General features: G+C 36.3%; 10 protein-coding genes. 6 read left to right on the top strand and 4 right to left on the bottom strand.

Going from position 1 to position 19981, the window contains the following annotated elements:
* Positions 1-912 carry a sulfite exporter TauE/SafE family protein gene (locus tag F6K27_RS21465; RefSeq protein WP_287300914.1) on the top strand — a complete coding sequence of 304 codons (912 nt, stop codon included), beginning with the start codon at positions 1-3 and terminating at the stop codon, positions 910-912.
* Between the two features lie 644 nt (positions 913-1556).
* On the opposite strand, the gene F6K27_RS21460 is transcribed toward F6K27_RS21465, so the two are convergent.
* The 3 genes from F6K27_RS21460 to F6K27_RS21450 form a co-directional block, all read right to left on the bottom strand.
* Entirely contained in the window at positions 1557-3233 is a 1677-nt protein-coding gene (locus tag F6K27_RS21460; protein ID WP_287278017.1) for an FAD-dependent oxidoreductase, read from the bottom strand.
* A gap of 14 nt (positions 3234-3247) precedes the next feature.
* Positions 3248-3448, bottom strand: coding sequence for a hypothetical protein (locus tag F6K27_RS21455; protein WP_287278016.1), 201 nt, complete (start codon positions 3446-3448; stop codon positions 3248-3250).
* A gap of 750 nt (positions 3449-4198) precedes the next feature.
* Positions 4199-6349 (bottom strand): polyribonucleotide nucleotidyltransferase, encoded by a 2151-nt coding sequence (locus F6K27_RS21450; RefSeq protein WP_287278014.1) that lies wholly within the window; start codon positions 6347-6349, stop codon positions 4199-4201.
* A gap of 862 nt (positions 6350-7211) precedes the next feature.
* Between F6K27_RS21450 and F6K27_RS21445 the strand changes: the two genes are divergently transcribed.
* The 4 genes from F6K27_RS21445 (at position 7212) to F6K27_RS21430 (ending at position 15193) form a co-directional block, all read left to right on the top strand.
* The gene (locus F6K27_RS21445; RefSeq protein ID WP_287278013.1) at positions 7212-10403 is read left to right on the top strand and encodes a DEAD/DEAH box helicase; all 3192 of its coding nucleotides are present in this window, start codon (positions 7212-7214) and stop codon (positions 10401-10403) included.
* A gap of 497 nt (positions 10404-10900) precedes the next feature.
* Complete coding sequence (locus F6K27_RS21440) at positions 10901-11737, top strand: SWIM zinc finger family protein (protein WP_287278011.1); 837 nt, start codon at positions 10901-10903, stop codon at positions 11735-11737.
* A 372-nt stretch (positions 11738-12109) separates the two neighbouring features.
* Positions 12110-12871, top strand: coding sequence for a DUF928 domain-containing protein (locus F6K27_RS21435; RefSeq protein WP_287278010.1), 762 nt, complete (start codon positions 12110-12112; stop codon positions 12869-12871).
* 6 nt (positions 12872-12877) lie between these two features.
* Positions 12878-15193, top strand: coding sequence for an adenylate/guanylate cyclase domain-containing protein (locus F6K27_RS21430; protein ID WP_353736042.1), 2316 nt, complete (start codon positions 12878-12880; stop codon positions 15191-15193).
* Between the two features lie 377 nt (positions 15194-15570).
* Here F6K27_RS21430 and F6K27_RS21425 read toward each other — a convergent pair whose 3' ends face one another.
* Entirely contained in the window at positions 15571-15714 is a 144-nt protein-coding gene (locus F6K27_RS21425) for a hypothetical protein (RefSeq protein ID WP_287278008.1), read from the bottom strand.
* A 1027-nt stretch (positions 15715-16741) separates the two neighbouring features.
* Here F6K27_RS21425 and F6K27_RS21420 point away from each other — a divergent pair.
* Entirely contained in the window at positions 16742-19750 is a 3009-nt protein-coding gene (locus F6K27_RS21420) for a filamentous hemagglutinin N-terminal domain-containing protein (protein ID WP_287278006.1), read from the top strand.
* Positions 19751-19981 lie beyond the last annotated feature (231 nt).

Here is a 19981-nt window from a genome sequence, read left to right as displayed (position 1 = left end):
ATAGAATTATTTATTCTGGCTGTTTCTGGATTATTTGCTGGTGTATTGGCTGGATTTTTAGGTATTGGTGGTGGTACTATTCTCGTACCTTTATTAGTGACATTAGGATATGAACCTATACAAGCAGTTGCTACTAGCACTTTATCAATTATAATTACGGCTACTTCTGGTAGTATTCAAAACTGGAAAATGGGATATTTAAGTATTATTCGAGTGCTAGGAATAGGGTTTCCGGCTTTGATTACTGCTCAGTTAGGGGTATATTTTGCTAATTTATTTGCTTCTCGTTGGTTGTTATTTGCTTTTGGATTATTTCTAGCTTTGAATATCTATTTAGTGGAGTTTCGTAAACAAATAACAATGAAGAAAAAGCAAGACGAAGAATTACAAAATAATCAGCAGGAAAATCTTAAAGTCAAAGCAGAAAATACTAATAATCAAGATTTTGTAGTGGAATTTATTTTGCCATTGACTCCCCATCCTTTACCATTAATGTTTGAGAAAATAGTCAAAGAAATAAATTATCAATTTCCAGATAAATATATCAAGGTTATTGCTAGAGTTATTACTGGTAGTTTAGCTGGATTATTAGCAGGTGTATTTGGTGTGGGAGGTGGTGTAATTATAGTACCTTTGCAAATATTATTATTAGGTGAAAGTATTAAGGTAGCTATTCAAACTAGCTTAGGAGTGATTGTAATTACAGCTTTTTCTGCTTGTATAGGTCATGGGATTAGAGGTAATGTTTTATGGGAACCTGGAGCATTATTAGGATTTGGTGGTTTATTAGGTGTTCAATTTAGTACGAGATTTCTGCCTAAATTACCAGACAAAGTTATCAGTTTAGCTTTTCGTGGATTATTAGCAATTCTATCAATTTATATTTTTGGGCAAGCTATTATGAAAGATTAGGGTTTGCGTATGGAAAGTCTTTTTGCTGGGGTAGGAGACAACCCACCCCTCGCCCCTCCCAGGAGGGGAAGACAGAAGACAACCCACCCCTCGCCCCTCCCCCTCCCAGGAGGGGAGAAATAGGAATTTAGAGGAGGTAGGAGTAAGAATTGTCCCTTGATTTTTCTGCCCAACTATGCGCCTAAAATACTAACTTTTTGAGCCTTTTAGACTGAAAACCATGCACTTTTTTCGACCCCAAAAAGGCACTTGTCTTTATATGTCAATGCTTTTAGATTTAATCAGCAAGCCCTAATTAGATTTTATAGCAGAAGGAAGAAGGAAGAAAGAAGAAGGAAAAACCTTGCTTTGTTTGAGTTTTAAGCTTTTTATCTGTCCTAACCTTTGCTTCGACTACTATATATGAAATACCAAAAATAATGCTATGCTTATTGATGACTTTATTATATTAAATAATAAGTTAAATTCGGTAATGCGAGTGAAGAATTATAGCTATGAACTTACAGGAGATTCGGTCGTATATGAAGTACAAATATTAGTGTTTAAATCTCTGTAGTGCGGGCATATTGCCCGCTAGTACTGTACCTAACTGAGATGAAATTTTCTATAAGATATATTACTCCCTACTCCCTATTCCCTTTAGGTTATTTTACATGACTATAATCTCTACCTCCAGTTCGATTTTCACCTCTTAATTTTGTCTTTTTACCAGTTAATTGTTCTAATTTTTCCCGAACTTCAGCAGAAGTGATTTGATTTAAGGGTATACCTTTTTGATTTGCCATAGCTGCTGCTACTCCTATTGCTTGTCCTTGATAAATACTCATAGTTTGAATTCTTGCTACTGCTACAGCAATTCCTATATATCCAGATGAGCGTCCGACAACTGCTAAATTATTCACATTTTTAGCTAAAGCACTTTCAATTCCAAAGTTATATCTCGGTAGAGGTAAATAATTAATACCTAAACCTTTAACACCACCCCTAAAATCAAATTCATAAGAAAAAGTACCAATAGAATTTTCTGCTGAAGTACCCCCTTGAAGAATTTCTTTTCCTGTCAATGGATCAACAACATCCGTAATATTTAAACTATGTCTAATATAAACTTCAGAAGGTAAAATTACTTTGACATCTTTCCCTGACATTTTTCTCAACCAAGCTTCAAGTTCCTGCATCTCTGTAATCATGTCTTGAGTTGGTTGAAAGTTATTATTTTCTATTTCTCTCACTTTTTGACTGTTATATTTAAACAAAAATCCATTCAAAGATAATTCCCGTTGACCCACACGACAAATATTCAGCTTATCAAATAAAAATACTGATGATAAATCTAGATTAAAAGAGTGTTTTCTATGAATATGATAAGCCCCTGCTAAAGCAATACTTCTGTTAATATAGCCATCTTTATATGTTTTAATTATTGGCAATCTAAATTTTTTTAGGGTAAATTTAGCATCTGTTGGTGCTTGGTCTGCTTGAATTTTTGTCTTAATTTTTGCCATTTTTTGACGGTTAAACAGTATTTTTGATTCTATTTTTTTGAATTCGTAAATACTTAAACCAGTCACTGTGGGAACAATAGAAGTTGCGATAGTTTCATCCCATAGTTGTGGGTTTTGTGATGCAAATCCTAAATAGTAAGGTACACCAGCTTTTCTTGCTAGTTCTGCATCTTGAGTGCTGTCTATAAAAGCAGCAGCTTTGACTCTAATATTTGTGTCGTCGATCTGTACAAATTTAATTTTTCTATTCTCGACATAAGGTGTAAGAGAAGCATTAGAAATAACTACAATTCCCGCCGCTTCTAACATTTCTTTCATTGCTTTTGTTGCTTTGTCTGGAGCAACACAAGCTTCGACAACTTTTGCTTTTTTCAAAAAGTTAAGAAAGCACTGAGAATATGGTCGATATTGCCAATCTGGTGTTTTATCATAGTCAAGATAAGCTAATCCACTTCGTGTGAGTAAACCACCTAGAGCTGCATTTTCAGAATTGGAACGTATTAGTACAACTTTACCTGTCTTTCCTAATGTTTTTTTAGCCGAAATAGCAGCACATATTCCTTGAAGTTCATCTCCATAAATTACGATGTCGAAGTTTTTATAAGTTGCTAGTGGAGGTTTTGGTAGTTTAGATACTGAAGGGGAAGGAGCTGCAGTAGTAAGTGAATTATTGCTAGTATTTGCTGTTGTTAATTTCTGCCAAAATGTAGAGATAAAATTATTACTAACTTGAGGTAAGTATTGAGCAGTGCTTAATGGAATTAATGATAGAAGTGCTGTAATTAAAATTAATTTTTTGGGGAAATTAGAAGACATAATATTTTGAGTATTTAGAGAAAATAATACTTTTCAATATTGATTGACAAATTTTTATTTGTCAGGTGGGCAAATTTTATCAAAATTACTATTTTCATAAATAAATATGGAATCTTTGTGTAAGTTTTTGTCTGTTCTTCTACCCGACTGCTAATTTCTTTTTGGAGCTGATTAACAATTTCATTAACTGCTGTTTGGCTATGAACTAATGACAACCATCCTAGTATGCTAATAAAAGCGCATATTTGTCATACTACTGGTAAGGTCTGAACCAAACGTCATGGCAGTTGTTTTTTTATTCTGGGGTGAAATAGTTTCTTAAATTTTGCCATGATCTCTTTTTTCTTCAGATATTATAGCGCTGTGCGCAGGCAACAGCTCATCTGGCAACCCACCCCTAACCCCTCCCAGGAGGGGAATAAATTGCCGATAATATAAGACTTTTAGCTATCATCGTTATTTATAAGTATTCAACCGGACATGAGAACAGTGGTTATAAATAAATATAAAACTTTAAGAGGTAGATTTCAGGTAAAGTGAAATACTTTTTAATCAAAATTTCCTGTTTTCTGTTCCCTCTTATAAGCATTTTATATTTAATTTTACCAACCTACTTACCAAGTCAAAAGTGTGCCAGTTAATGGGATATTTCCAAAGAAAAACTTAAATTTTCTATCGGCACAATGACAACAGAATGATTATTACCCATTTCTGAGGTTTTACTTTTGACTTGTAACTATCCTTAACTAGCTATTAGCTTTTAGCATTCAGTTAGCCTCTTGCAGAGGAACTGCCTCTTTTCCTACGGAATGCTGCGCAAACAGAGGATCTTTCCTATCGGAATGCTGCGCAAACGCTAATGTTAACAGCTTTTTGCAGCTCTGGGTTTAAATCCTCATTTCCATTCCGGAATGCTCCGCAAACGCACACATTTACTGCTGACTTCTGATTGCTAATTTAAGAACTCATTGCATTGCATTTAGTTTAGCAGCAGCAGCTTCATCTGGATGAATATTCAAACGAGTTAAATTCACCCGACCCTTAGCATCAATTTCTCGTACCTTAACAATTACTTCATCTCCAACTGCTAACTCATCTTCAACTTTACCAACACGATAATCTGCAATTTGAGATATATGAACCATTCCTTCCTTTCCTGGAAACACTTCCACAAAAGCACCAATAGGAATAATTCGAGTCACACGACCAACATAAACATCCCCAGCATTCAGTTTCTTGGTCATACCTTGGATAATATTGCAAGCTTGTTTCGCCTTTTCGCCATCAGTCGCTGCAATAGTCACTGTGCCATCATCATCAATATCAATTTTGACACCCGTTTCCTCAGTAATACCCTTAATAGTTTTACCACCAGGTCCAATCACTAAACCAATCATGTCTGGACTAATCTTAAATGTTAATAGTCGTGGTGCATAAGGTGACATATCTGGACGAGCTCGATCGATAGTACTAAGCATTTTCTCCAAAATATGTAACCGTGCAGGTTTAGCTTGATGAATTGCATCAGAAATCACTGTTAGAGGTAAACCTGTAATTTTCATATCCATCTGCAAAGCTGTGATACCACTATCAGTACCAGCAACTTTGAAGTCCATATCACCCAAGAAGTCTTCTATACCTTGAATATCTGTGAGGATACGAACTTCATCATCTTCTTTAATTAAACCCATAGCTGCTCCACTCACAGGTTTCGTAATGGGAACACCAGCATCCATTAAACCCAAGGTGGAAGCACAAACGGAACCCATAGAAGTTGAACCATTTGAAGAAAGCACTTCTGAAACCACTCGAATAACATAGGGAAAAATCTCCGCTGTTGGTATGACTGGGTTCAATGCACGTTCAGCTAGAGCACCGTGACCTATTTCACGACGACCAGGCGATCGTAATGGTTTGGTTTCTCCTACAGAAAAAGGAGGGAAATTATAATGGTGCAGATAACGTTTTTCGTCCTGTGGATGTAAGTCGTCTGCTAATTCTTGAGCATCACCAGGTGTTCCCAGAGTTACAGCAGACATTACTTGAGTCAAACCTCGATTAAATAGAGAGCTACCGTGGACTCGTGGTGGCAAAACTCCTACCCGACAAGAAACAGGACGGACTTCATCCAATTTACGACCGTCAACCCGGACACCTTCATCAATAATTTGTTTGCGCATCAGTTTTTTGGTGACACCCTTAAAGACATTCCCTAATGCCATACCGTCTGATTCAATGAATACCTTTACTGGTTCTTCTTCAGGTAGTTCAGCGATCGCTTCTGCAATAGACTCTTTAATTACATCAAGTTTTTCATCGCGCTGATTTTTATCCAAATCGTATTCAGATAATACCTGTTTGATCGACTCTGTTGCTTTGTCTTTGATATAATCTTCTAAAGTGGGGTCTACTTCCGGAGGTTCCGATTCAACAAGTTCAATACCCATTTCAGCAATAATTTCTCGTTGAGCTTGAATGAGGTCACAAACTGCTTCATAACCAAAATCAATTGCCTCAATAATATCTTGTTCCGGTAATTGATTGGCCCCTGCTTCTACCATAATCACCCCTTGAGGAGACCCAGCAACAACCAAATCTAAATCGCCATTTTTGACTTCACGGTAAGTTGGATTGATAATAAAATCGTCTCCTACCAAACCTACCCGCACTGCCGCCATTGGGCCATAAAATGGTAATTTAGCTAGTAATACTGCCACAGAAGCACCAGTCACAGCTAGCACATCTGGTGGCACCTCTTCATCCATGGACAAAGTTGTGGCCACAATTTGAATATCATTACGCAACCAGCTTGGAAATAAAGGGCGTAGCGGCCTATCAATCAAACGACCAGTAAGTGTCACCTTTTCTGGTGGGCGACCTTCCCTACGCAAAAAACCACCTGGAATTTTACCACCAGCGTAGAGTCTTTCTTCGTAGTCCACCAAAAGAGGTAGGAAATCTATTCCTTCTCTACCTTTGGAGGTGGTGGCCGTCACTAACACTGCTGTGTCTCCTGACTCTATCATCACGGCACCACCAGCTTGAGGCGCAAATAAACCAACTTTTAGTCTAATATCCCGTCCATCAAAGGATATGGATTTGTCTATCTCTTCCATCCAGTTTTTTTTCCTTCTCTAATCATATTATTCTTTCGCTTCTGTGGAAATCGTAACATTGTTAATGGGGCAATTGTAAGGAAGAAGGAAGAAGGAAGAAGGAAGAAGGAAGAAGTTAAGAAGTTAAGAAGGAATGAAGTAAGAGGGAATAAGTAAGAAGGAAGAAGGGTTTAGTTATCTACCAGAGTCAAGAAAAATCTGGCATTGTCTAAGTTTTAAGCTTTTGATATATCTGCGTCCTTTCCTTTACACATCTCCAAAAATTAAAAAAAAATTAAAAATAAAATGGAAGAAGCAGCAAGGGGTTTAGTTATCTACCACAGAAGGAACAATCTGGTATTTCCCTATTTTCTAGAGATGTCTATTAATTTCTACTACCTCTCGTAGAATTTTGATGAACAGAAACCGCTATAATACTTTTATTTTATAACCTTCTATATTCAATTACGGAGGCTGCATCCAGTTATTTTAACTAGGATGCCATTTTTGATTTCTATAGTTAAGGAACGAGTTGGTTAGGACTTATGTTGATGATGAATCGGATACAGAGAAAAGCTTTTGCCACGATTCACTATTCCCTGCTATAAAGTTTGATTATTCAACAATTTTTATTAGAAAATATTAGTAATCAAAATATAACCTTAAGCATTCAGCCGTCAGCTATTAGCTATCAGCTATTAATTTTGAGGGAAGGTAAAATAATTGAGAAATTGAAGCAGAATAAAAATTACTGTTACAGTCTCCTTCCTAAACCTTAGAAGTAATAATTCATTACTAATTGCTGATAGCTGACTGCTAATAGCTGTTTGCGCGGCATTCCGCAGGAAATGCTTACATATAACCTTTTTGATAGATATTTAATATGGCGATTTTACATGGTTTTTGGTTTGCTCAATATGAACAAGAAAGTTATTTATTTGTTTGGGGAGAAATTTGGCGCAGAATTACAGAAGATGATGCTGGTGAAACAGGAAAAATAATTAGTAATCCTTATGCAATAACTGGAAATGAATTTTTGAAGCTATTCCAGGAAAAGACCAATATTTCTTTAAAAAATCAGAAAATCACAACAAACCAAACTTTAGCTCTTCCCACAAAATTATTAGAATCTAGTCAAAAACTATACCCACTTCATTCTGCCACTAATTTCTCAGAAACTACAGAAAAGTTATATCTTTATCCCTGGCAAATAGAAGGAATTTGCCTAAACCCTATACAAACAATAGAATTTTTACGCTCTTTTCCTCTGGGCAACATCACGGAATCTTTCATTGGGGCAGATTTAAGGTTTTGGTCTCATGTTGCAAGATGGAATCTTGACTTATTAGCAAGATGTAAATTTTTACCAACTATTGAACAACAATCAAATGAACAAATTTTTGCTATTTGGCAACCCTTACTTGATAGTGCTACAGACCAAAATCGACTGAAAAATTTTACTCTACAAATGCCTCTTGTTTGTCGCACATATCAACTAGATTGGCAGTCGCCTATTTCCTTAGAAAATCTACAAATTATCCCCAAAAATAACGCTTCAAAATTACCAAACCTCAGAGCAAGTCAAGAACTACTCCAAGATTTCTTGCAAAAAACAATAGACACACAAATTAGACAAATATCATCCGAAATATCTCAAACAGAAATTTCCTCATTAAATCCGGTAATTAAACAATGGTTAAAATCCTTATCAGAAAAATCAGCTTTAAAATTACCTGCCACTAAAGAAACACAGCAAATTAGCAAAATACTCGATAATTGGCAATCGCCTCTACAACAATATCAAACTACAGAAAATAAATTCATTACCTGTTTTCATCTTCATTCACCATCCAACAATTCCAAAGAATGGACTCTAGAATATTGTCTTCAAGCAATAGACGAGCCAGAATTTTTAGTCGATGCCAAGACAATTTGGAAAAATCCTGTAGAAAACTTCAACTATCAAGGACGAACAATTAAATTTCCTCAAGAAACACTGCTAAGTGGCTTAGGTTTAGCATCAAGAATTTATCCAACGATTGAACCTAGTTTACAACAAGCAACTCCCCAAAATTGCCAATTAACTCCGCACCAAGCTTATGAATTTATTAAAAGTGGGAGTTGGCGGTTTACAGACAGTGGTTTAGGAGTGATTTTACCACCTAGTTTAGCTAATAGAGAAGGATGGGCTTCCCGCTTAGGTCTAAGTATTCGTGCCCAAGCTCCAAAAATTAAAAAAACTGAAAGACTAGGCTTAAAAAGTCTCCTCAATTTTCAGTGGGAATTGTCCATTGGAGGTCAGAAATTAACCAAAGCCGAATTTAATAGATTAGTTGCAAAAGATAGTCCCTTAGTAGAAATTAACGGCGAGTGGGTCGAACTACAACCCCAAGATGTGCGGGCAGCCCAAAATTTCTTTGCTAGTCGTCAAGACGAAATGGCCTTATCTTTAGAAGACGCTTTGCGATTGGCCACAGGAGACACTCAAGTTATGGAAAAGTTGCCCGTCGTTAATTTTGAAGCTGGTGGTCAACTCCAAGAACTTCTGGACACTTTGACAAATAATCGTTCCTTAGAGGAAATTCCGACTCCGAAGAATTTTCGGGGCGAACTACGTCCTTATCAAGCACGAGGCGTAAGTTGGTTAACATTTTTGGAACGTTGGGGTTTGGGTGCTTGTTTGGCAGATGACATGGGTCTTGGTAAAACCATCCAAACAATAGCCTTTCTTCTCAATCAACAAGAACAAGAATTACTAGAAGCACCCACATTATTAGTATGTCCTACTTCAGTATTAGGGAACTGGGAAAGGGAAGTTAAAAAATTCGGACCAACCTTAAAAGTAATAGTACATCATGGTGATAAACGTGCTAAAGGTAAAGAGTTTCTCAAAGTAATTAAACACAAACATTTAGTAATTACCAGTTACGCTTTATTGTATCGAGATGAAAAAACATTACAGACAATAAAATGGCAGGCAGTAATAGTTGATGAAGCTCAAAATATCAAAAATCCAGAGGCAAAACAATCTCAAGCGGCAAGAAAATTAGAAGCATCTTTTAGAATTGGTTTAACAGGAACTCCCGTAGAAAATCGCCTTTCAGAATTATGGTCAATTTTAGATTTTTTGAATCCTGGATATTTAGGAAAAAAACAATTTTTCCAACGTCGCTTTGCTATTCCTATTGAAAAGTATGGGGATACAAATTCATTACAAACTTTGCGTTCTCTGGTTCAACCATTTATTCTACGTCGGCTCAAAACTGATAAAGATATTATTCAAGACTTGCCAGAAAAACAAGAAAATACTATCTTTTGCCCACTAGCAAATGAGCAAGCAAAACTTTATCAAGACATAGTTGAAACTTCCTTAGCAGAAATTGAAGCTGCTGATGGGATTCAGCGGAAAGGTAAAGTTTTAGCCCTATTAGTAAAACTCAAACAACTTTGTAATCATCCCGTACTTCTACAAATTAAAAAAGGTAGTAAGAAAAAAGTAGAAATTAGCGATAAAAATTCAGGAAAGTTGCAACGTTTATCTGCTATGTTAGAAGAAATAATTTCAGAAACAGAAAGAGCTATTATTTTTACTCAATTTGCCGAATGGGGAAAAATTTTACAACCTTATTTGCAAGAAAAATTAGACAGAGAAGTATCATTTTTATATGGAGCAACTCGCAAAAATAAAAGAGAAGAAATGGTAGACAGATTCCAACAAGACCCTCAAGGTCCACCAGTAATGATTCTTTCTTTAAAAGCGGGAGGTACTGGTTTAAATTTAACTCGTGCTAATCATGTTTTTCACTTTGATAGATGGTGGAATCCAGCAGTAGAAAATCAGGCTACAGACCGGGTATTTAGAATTGGTCAAACCCGAAATGTTCAGGTACATAAATTTGTCTGTACCGGAACTTTGGAAGAGAAAATACACGACTTAATTGAAAGTAAAAAAGAACTAGCAGAACAAGTAGTAGGTGCAGGAGAACAATGGTTAACTGAACTAGATACAGACCAGTTGAGAAACTTATTAATACTTGATAGAAATAAAGTAATTGAAGAAGATTCAGGAATTTAGAATTTAGAATTTAGAATTTAGAATTACCTCTTCTTATAAATAAGAGGATTGGAGCAAAGGATTTTTTCTCTTTGCTAACGTAGAGCTGCTGCTTTATATGTTGCAGAGCAAAACGCCCGTACAGGAGTAAATAATTAAGTATCTATGCTGAATATTTTCCTGAGAATTTGACTCTTGAGAAAAGTCAATGAAAACGATCTATATAGTAGATAATAGTAGATATATATGAGTGCATCTCATATTTGCAAAAATACTTTTTTCTTATATATTCCCTATTCCCTGTTGCCTGCTCCCTAAAAGCAATAAATTTTTGGCTTTATTCAAAATTGAGATGCACCCACATATATAGTATAAGTACTTAGCCAGTTATCGAATTTGAGGTTTAACTTATTCTTTATTCCTTCTTACTTCCTACTTACTCATCAAATTTGAGACTTAATTTCTTCCTTCTTCCTTCTTCCTTCTTCCTTCTTCCCTCTTACTTCCTAATAAAAAAAATGACTAACTATAACAACTCACAAAGTGATAAAGAATGGTGGACTCAACAATGGATAGACTTGTTAAATTCTTATCGGTTTAAAAAACGATTAGAACGGGCAAGAAATTATGCCAGACAAGGAAACGTTCTGAGTCTAGAATTTAAAGACAAAGAAATTATTTCCCAAGTTCAAGGGACAGCTCCAGAACCTTATAAACAATCATTATGGTTAGATACTTTTAGTGATGAAGACTGGAATTATGTCATTGAAACAATGTCACAAAGAGCAATTTTTACTGCCAAATTATTAGCAGGAGAAATGCCTCAAAATATAGAAGAAGTTTTTGCTACTAATGGTTTAAGACTATTTCCATTTACCTTAGATGATATCCATGCTAAATGTGACTGCCCTGACAAAGCTAGAGTTTGTAAACATATTGCAGCAGTTTATTATATCTTAGGCGATCGCTTTAGTGAAGATCCATTTTTATTATTTCAATTACGCGGTCGTACCAAAGAAAAAATATTAGAAGTTCTACGCAAAAAACGCGGTCAAAGTGAACAAGAAAATTCCACAATCAAAGAAAAAATTACAACAGAAAAAAACCAAAAAGCTCTAACTTCAGCAAATAAAGAATATGTAAATTTTGAGGATTTTTGGAAATACGATCGACAGCTAGATTCTTCCCTAGTAGTGATTACACCACCCCCAAGTAATGAGACAGTTTTAGATGTTTTAGGACCTCTTCCTTTGGGTACATCTGCTGATATTATTAAGGATAATTTTAAGAAGGTTTATCAAAATATTAGTCATCACGCAGTAATAACAGCCTTAAACCAGGGAGAAGATGGGTAAAAAAATCTACAATATGTTTAGATTAGAGTGAATATAAGCTAGCATTTACAAATGATGAAATATGAACAAATGATCGTGAATAGTCGAAGGTAATAAGATAGTTTTTGCTAAAATAAAAAAATAAAAATTATAGTTTGATAACTAAGAAGAAAACTCTGTATAGCAATGCTAAAAGTCTAAATATATTAATTACTATCCCTAAATAATTAGCAGTTCCCTTTTTTTCTAAATCATTCTATACAAACTTAATTGTAAGTTCGTTTTTCTATGAATTATCGACAATAAAAAAAAACTATATGTTATAATAAGATATAGTAGCTAAAAATAGCAATAGCTATATAACTTGAGTTTATACGGAGGTGATTTTTGATCATGTTTGTACGAAACTTTTTAGGACTTTCTTTAGTAGGTCTTTTAGTTTCAGCTCCTCCAGTCAATCACCCTCAAACTGCAAAAACTAAGGTGGAATCAAGCCCACAATTACAAGCAGTAACATTTCCACCAACAACTTCAAGAGGTGCGCCATCGAGAACTAGAGGAGCTGGGTCTCGCGGTCCTTGTAATCCAATAATTAAGCAAGAATTAAGCAACCTCACTGCTGTAGTACCAGAAAATAATATTGGTACAACAGTTAGTCCTAACCCAACTGTTTACCTTTATGTTCCTCAAAGTAGTAAACGAAAGGCAGAATTTGCTTTATTTGATTGGACAAATAGAGTCAGAGAACCAATATATAAAGTAGGTGTATCTCTGCCTCAGTCCGCTGGAATTATCAAAGTAAGTTTGCCAAAAACAGTTGAATTAGAAACTAGTAACACTTATATTTGGCACTTTGGCATAATTTGCGATCCAGAGGAGCGTGCTTTAGATTATTATATTAATGGATGGCTAAGACGTACCCCTCTCAAGCCAGAAATAGAAGCTAAATTAAAAGAACTGCAGGAAAAACCACTAGAACTAGCTAAACTCTATGCTGAATTATCAGTTTGGAGCGAAACAATTACAACTCTAGAAAAATCTCGTGTTGCTTATCCTAATGCGTGGAAAGAACTGTTAAAATCAGTTGGTTTAGAGGACTATGCTGATAGTAAAATCTTTGACTGTTGTCAGGAAATACAACCTGCTCAAAGATAATATAAATTGTTAGATTACCTAAAAGTTAAACATATTGAGAAACCATTAGTGAAATCTCATTATGATTCTCGTGGATCAACAGCTACATCATTAATTTGGCAGTGGCGCGGGGTGTGGATAACTACTCCCTGCGTAACTATATTGGTAATATTACTACGCCTAACTGGAATATTACAGCTATGGGAGTGGGGTACATACGACTTCTATATGAGAAATAGACCTTTACCTCCAAGGGACAAACGTATCGTAATTGTTGGTATTGATGAAGCGGATATAAGCAGAGTAGGTCAGGGAATAATTCCTGATTCAACTCTTGCCAAGTTGCTCAAAAAACTCAAAGCAATGGAACCCAGAGCTATTGGTTTAGATATTTACCGAAATTTACCTGTACCCCCTGGTTATCAAGAATTAGTTAAAGTATTTCAAAACACTCCTAATCTAGTTGGCATCCAAAAAGTAGTAGAGGATGATAGAGGAGAAGGAGTAGCACCACCATATGCTTTACAAGAAAAAGGACAAGTAGGAGCAAATGATACGCCTATCGATGCAGATAATAGATCTCGGCGAGGCTTATTTTATTTAGATAATCAAGATGGGGAAATTATTTATAGTTTTAGCCTGCATTTAGCATTACTTTATTTAGAAAAGGAAAATATTAAAGCAGATACAGTAGAGGGGACCGATCACTGGCGCGTAGGAAATCAGGTATTCCCTCCTTTTCAACAAAATGAAGGTGGTTATGTCAGAACCGATGCTCGTGGGTATCAATTATTAATTAACTATAGAGGGCCGAGCGGTCATTTTGAAACTGTTTCTCTGACAGACCTCCTTGATGGACAAGTCCCTCCAGACTGGGGACGAGATCGCATAATTTTGATTGGAGCAGTAGGAGAAAGCTTCAACGATCTATTCTATACACCCTACAGTAGTCATTTGTTAGCTCCACCAATACCAATGGCAGGAGTAGAACTTCAAGCAAATTTTATTAGTCAAATTATTAGTGCCGCCCTAAATGAACGTTCCTTAATCAAAACTTGGTCTGAACCCCAGGAATGGTTATGGATTTTTATCTGGTCTGGAGTTGGTGCCACAGTCACATGGCAGTGGCAAAATCAAACCAAAAAATTCTTGTCACTAACTTTATTGAAGAACCTAACCCTAGAAGCTGGAATCATTTTTCTTAGCACTTATATTATGTTTCTTTGGGGATGGTGGCTTCCTGTAGTGCCTCCTTTATTAGCAATAGTAGTTTCTTCATTTGCCATTACAGGTTATGTTGCTGGCACTGCTAGTCTGATTAGAAAAACTTTTGCTCGTTATCACTCCAATGAAATAGTCAAGAATTTATTGGAAAGTAAAGAGGGTTTAAAAATAGGAGGTAAGAGGCAATGTATAACTGTATTAACTTCTGATTTAAGAGGGTTTACGGCCTTTTCTGAGCAACTATCCCCAGAAAGTGTTGTAGAAATTATTAATATTTATCTCAAAGATATATTAAAAATCATCACTCAATATGGTGGTAGTATTGACAAGCTACTTGGCGATGGAATAATGGTTTTATTCGGCGCTCCCATAGTTAGGGAAGATGATGCACAGAGAGCTGTGGCCTGTGCATTGGCAATGCAGTTAGAAATGAAATCTATTAATCAAAAAATCAAAGCTCTAGGGTGGCCAACTTTGGAAATGGGTATTGGTATTCATACAGGGGATGCTGTAGTAGGAAATATTGGCTCTGAAGAACATACTGAATATACTGCTATTGGTTGGGAAGTTAATTTGGCTTTTCGCATAGAAAGCTATGCCACTGGAAATCAAATTCTGATTTCTAATGCTACTAGGGCAGCGGTCGGTACCTCACAATTAAGGATAGATAGTACGAAGGAAATTAAGCCTAAAGGTATTAGTAATCCAATTAATATTTATGAAGTGGGAGGAATTAGTGGTAAATATAATCTATTTTTGCCGAAAGAAGAGGAAATTCTATTACCGATAGAACAACCAATTCCTATCTTTTATTTAATTGTAGAAGGCAAACATATTAGTAATACTGTGTTTAAGGGAAAGTTAGTTAAGCTTTCTCAAAGAGGATCAGAGATAGAGATTAACAGATATGCTTCAGAAGATTCACTACCATTAATTCACAGTAATATCCAACTTAATTTATTAAATCCTAGCAATAAATCGTTTATGAGCGAGCATATTTATGGAAAGGTCTTAAAAGTAAAAGAAGCATCAAAGACTTTTTATATCCGTTTTACTTTCAAACCTCAGTCTGTTATAGAACAACTTGATAATTTATATCAATCTTCTTTACAGCGATAGAATTTAGTGTTATACTGGGATAGTGTGATTTAGGATTAGGTAGGCTTGAAGAATGAAAGGCAAAATTGACAAAAGTAGAGCTATAATTTGAGTTACCACACATAAAACAGGCTAGAGAAAAATTTTCAACTCTAGCTGTAGTAGTTACTGTTAAACTATGAAATTATCAAAAGATAGCTGATTACATTAGGTCTAGATATTCTAGTTAGTAATCGCTATCTTTAAAAAGATAATATTTTTTTAGGTAGAAGAAGATGGTATGTCAATTTTTTATTCTTGGTGGTATACCTAAAGTTAAGACTAAATGTCTGTAATCAATAGCACTACTACTGTCATTACTTAATTACCACACACAGGGATCGTAGCCACTACATTAATTAACGACGACGACGACGACGACCACCAGCTACAGAATCTAAATCCTTGTCAGTTAGCTTTTCCAATCTTGGCTGCTTGTCAACAGTAGGCTTTTTCCATGTACTTTCTCGTTTTAGGTTTGGTTTTTGTTGTTGATGTGTCATTGTCCTTGTCCTAAGTAACTCTTTTAACTTAATCTAGGTTGGCATACTGTTGTATACTAACTTAGATAGAATTTAACTACATATCATATCTTATATTTTAACTTATAATTTACCCTTACCTCTATCGTATCCCACCAATAATGGGTTGAACCCCTGATCTAGTGAGTATTAAAAAAAAATTCATATTCTTAGTAATATTAACTAGGTACTGACAATCTGTATGTAAGTGGGTAAATATTGGCCATCCAAAATTAATTGAACTTATCTATAACTACGATACTATATGCAATCTATCCGGAACAGATAAATATTTTACAACAATATATATCCCTCTTTTTTAATCGCTCTTGCTGGAAAAAAATTTGAAAGGAGAACTATTTATTAATTGAGGTTGCGATCGCTAAATCTAATACCAAATCTCAAAACGTTTGCTGTATATCATCTTCTTGAGTAATAAGGGAGATGGGCAGGTAGGGAGATGGTAATCAAATATAGCTAGGACTTATATCATGTCCAGTTGAATAGTTATAAGTTAGAAGCTCTCGTAGTTGGGTTTTAGCAAGAAGATAGATTAGGACTTACACACCTGCAACGTATTTTCGTCATGGCGACCGGACTGACAGAGAAGCAATCTCAAATCCTAGTTTTTCATACCTCATGGGTAAGTCCTGTAGATACTTCATGGACTAAAGTCTAACTACAAACAAAAATTTTTTGATCGCGTCAGCGCAACGGAGTTCTATCGTTAATTATCCGGACATGATATTACACACCTGCAACGTATTTTTGTCATTGCGACCGAGAGGGTTTGCGCAGCAGTCCGGAACGGATAGCAATCTCAAATCCTAGTTTTTCGTACCTCATGGGTAAGTCCTGATAGTATTATTCTTCAGAAATGGTACGAAGCTATCAGAAATTGGACATATTGTTTTTGGGTTGTGCTGCGCTTTACTCAACCTACTGAAATTTTAGATAGTATAGGTTTTGTCTACAAAATAATAAATCTTAATTAAATTGGTAATTAGTTGTGAAATCCCATTCGTCCCTCTTCATAGTATCACTAACTTTTTTCTTGTGGAATTTTTTCAGTAACTGGAAAACTCAAGCAAATGCTCAGATAGTTCCAGATAACACCCTTGGTGAAGAAAGTTCTGTTGTCAATTCCATTGATGAACTGAAAGACCAAATTGAAGGAGGAGCTATTCGTGGCTCAAATTTATTCCATAGTTTTCAGGAATTTAATATCAGAGAAGGTAAAAGCGTTTATTTTATCAATCCTAACGGCATAGAAAATATTCTGACTAGAATTACAGGTAACAACCCCAGTAGTATTTTGGGCAAATTGGGAGTAGATGGCGGGGCAAATTTATTTTTGGTGAATCCCCAGGGCATTTTCTTTGGGCCCAATGCCAGTTTAGATATTCGGGGTTCATTTATTGCCACAACTGCTAACGAAATTAGACTGGGACAAAATGGACTCTTCAGTGCCACAGCACCTCATACAAGTAATTTATTATCAGTAGAACCCTCAGCCTTATTCTCAAATCAACTGGAGACTCGAGCTAGAGGAGCAATTATTAATCAATCAATACAGGAAGAAGTGGGTTTGGAGTTGCAAGGGGAGCAAACTCTAGCTTTGGTAGGAGGAGATGTAGAAATAGATGGGGGGATAATCACAGTCCCACAAGGAAGGGTAGAGTTAGGGAGTATAGGGAATAACTCTGTTGTCAGGTTAAATCCAACAGATAAAGGTTATGATTTGGACTATTCAGAGGTTGATAATTTTCAGGATGTCAATATAGCTTCTGCTGTTATTGATACTCGAGGAGATGAGGGTGGTGGTGATATTTCAATTCAAGGCAGACGTATTATTGTTACAGAACTTTCTGAAATTACAGGAAGTACAAATGGATCGGAACCAGGAGGAAATATAGAAATTACTGCTTCAGAAGTAGTGGAAGTAGTTAGTAGTGAAATTTTTAGTGATGTCAGGGAAGAAGCTATAGCAAATGGAGGTAACATTGATATTGAAACTCAGCGTTTGATTCTGAGGGATGGCTCAGTAATTGCAGCAGAAACTTTTGGTGAAGGTAATGCTGGAAACCTAACATTACAGGCAACAGATATTGAAGCTAGAGGTTTTCGAGTCGATGAAGAAGGTTTTGTATTAACCAATTTTATAGCTAGTGGTGTTCAAGCACCAGAGGTAGAAGGAAGAGTAGCAACAGGAGAAGGAGGAACTTTAACTATTGAAACTCAACGCCTCAGCTTACGGGATGGATCTCAAATAGATTCATCAACTGGTTCGGAAGGTAAAGCAGGAAGCTTGATAGTACGAGCAAAGGAAATTGAACTTATCGGTATAGAGGATGTGTTCAGCAGCGGATTATTTGCCTCAGTTCAAGAAGATACGATTGGGGATGGAGGCGATCTCATTGTTGAAACTCAGAGCTTAAGTATACAGGATGGAGCATTAGTAGGCGTTTTTACTTTTGGTGCTGGTGATGCTGGAGAACTTAATATTAAGGCTAACGAAATTGAGGTAATTGGCCGTTCTGAGGATGGTATTTTTTCTAGCACCATATCTGCTACAGTACGGGATGATGGCGAATTTAGATCCAGTGGTAATGGTGGAGAAATATCCATTGAGACTGATAGTTTAACAATCCGAGATGGAGCTACAATTGAGGCTCGAACTGAGGCAGATGGAACAGCAGGAAGCATTGCTATTCGAGCCAATAATAATATTACTGTCTCTGGGTTTAGTTCCATTTCTGGTGATTCTAGTGCTATTACTGCTAGTACAGAGTCAGGTGCAACTGGAGAGGGCGGTAGTATAGAAATTACTACTCCTATCCTGAATATTGATAATGGAGCATTAATTACGGCAAGAAGTAACAGTGATTTTGACGGAGGTAATATTTCTCTAAATATCAGCACTTTAAATCTCACGGCAGGCGGCCAAGTTATTACCTCTAGTTTTGGCAGTGGCAATGCAGGTACAATAGAAGTAAGTGCCAGTGATCGTGTCTTGATATCAGGTATAGATCCCAATGTTAATGAAAGAGAAGAATTGGGAATGATGACAACTGATAGAGAAATAGAAATCGGCGGTAGTCCAGAAAGCGCGATCGCTTCTCGTGCAACAGATAATGGTGATGCGGGTTCAGTTATAATCAATACACCCCTACTCAGAGTGGAAGACCGCGGAATAGTGACTGTTAGTAGTTCCGGTGAAGGTGTAGCAGGTTCGCTGAATGTTAATGCTCCATCAATTGAATTGAACAATGGTACTCTGGCGGCAGAAACTAGCGCTGGAGACCAAGGTAATATTACGATTAATTCGTCAAATATCAGTTTAGAAAACAATAGTTCGATTACTACCCGTGCTGAGGAGGATGCTACGGGAGGTAATATTACTATTGATACTAAATTTATTATCGCTAGAGATGGTAGCAAAATTAATGCTAATGCTGTTCAAGGTCAAGGAGGTAATATTGATATTACAGCTGATGGATTATTTTTTGACAACAGCAGCAGTTTGACTGCTAGTTCAGCATTAGGAATTGATGGCACAATTGATGTCAACACTCAAGTGGACCCCACTCAAGGGGTGGTGACATTATCTCCTGAAGTTGTGGATGCGGAGTCTGTGGTAGCACAAAACCTATGTTTACCAAATCAAGATCGAATAGCAGGCAGTAGCTTTGTCATTACAGGTCGAGGGGGTCTACCACCAAATCCTACTCAACCTTTAACAGTATTGAGAGGGGTAGTAGATTGGGAAACTGGCGCGAAAAAAACGACATCATCAGAGATAAAGCAACAAACTGTATTAGTTTACCAGAGACAACAGAGTAAAAAATTACCAGAAATTCTTCAAGCTCAAGGTTGGGTCATGAATACATCCGGTAATATTATCCTGACAGCTACTTCCCCCACTGTAAATACAGGTAGTTTACAATTAATTCACCCAGGTTGTTATCTGTTAGAGGGAACAGGGAACAGGGAACAGGGAATAGGGAGGAATAGTTGACAGTTTCTGGATAATAATTGATTTGATTTTTGATTGTGGGAGATATCTATTAATTATGTAATTAAATATAAATATCCTAACTTATTGGCAAAAAAACCCTACCTTCCTACCTTTGCAGAGATACGGTTAGGACTTCTATATAGCAAGGAAAGAGTTGGCGTTTGACAGAGATTGATGATGAACCTGAGACGCCAGAAATGCTTTTACCACTGTTCCCTGTTCCCTATTCCC

Source organism: Okeania sp. SIO2F5, assembly GCF_010692685.1.
In the GTDB taxonomy this organism is placed as follows: Bacteria; Cyanobacteriota; Cyanobacteriia; order Cyanobacteriales; family Microcoleaceae; genus Okeania; species Okeania hirsuta.
The sequence above is the reverse complement of the archived record's forward strand: the minus strand, read 5'-3'. Positions and strand labels throughout refer to the sequence as shown.

Coding starts and splice junctions, on each gene's coding strand:
- F6K27_RS21425 (WP_287278008.1), bottom strand. CDS start 15,714: ATGACACATCAACAACAAAAACCAAACCTAAAACGAGAAAGTACATGG.
- F6K27_RS21460 (WP_287278017.1), bottom strand. CDS start 3,233: ATGTCTTCTAATTTCCCCAAAAAATTAATTTTAATTACAGCACTTCTA.
- F6K27_RS21450 (WP_287278014.1), bottom strand. CDS start 6,349: ATGGAAGAGATAGACAAATCCATATCCTTTGATGGACGGGATATTAGA.
- F6K27_RS21445 (WP_287278013.1), top strand. CDS start 7,212: ATGGCGATTTTACATGGTTTTTGGTTTGCTCAATATGAACAAGAAAGT.
- F6K27_RS21440 (WP_287278011.1), top strand. CDS start 10,901: ATGACTAACTATAACAACTCACAAAGTGATAAAGAATGGTGGACTCAA.
- F6K27_RS21435 (WP_287278010.1), top strand. CDS start 12,110: ATGTTTGTACGAAACTTTTTAGGACTTTCTTTAGTAGGTCTTTTAGTT.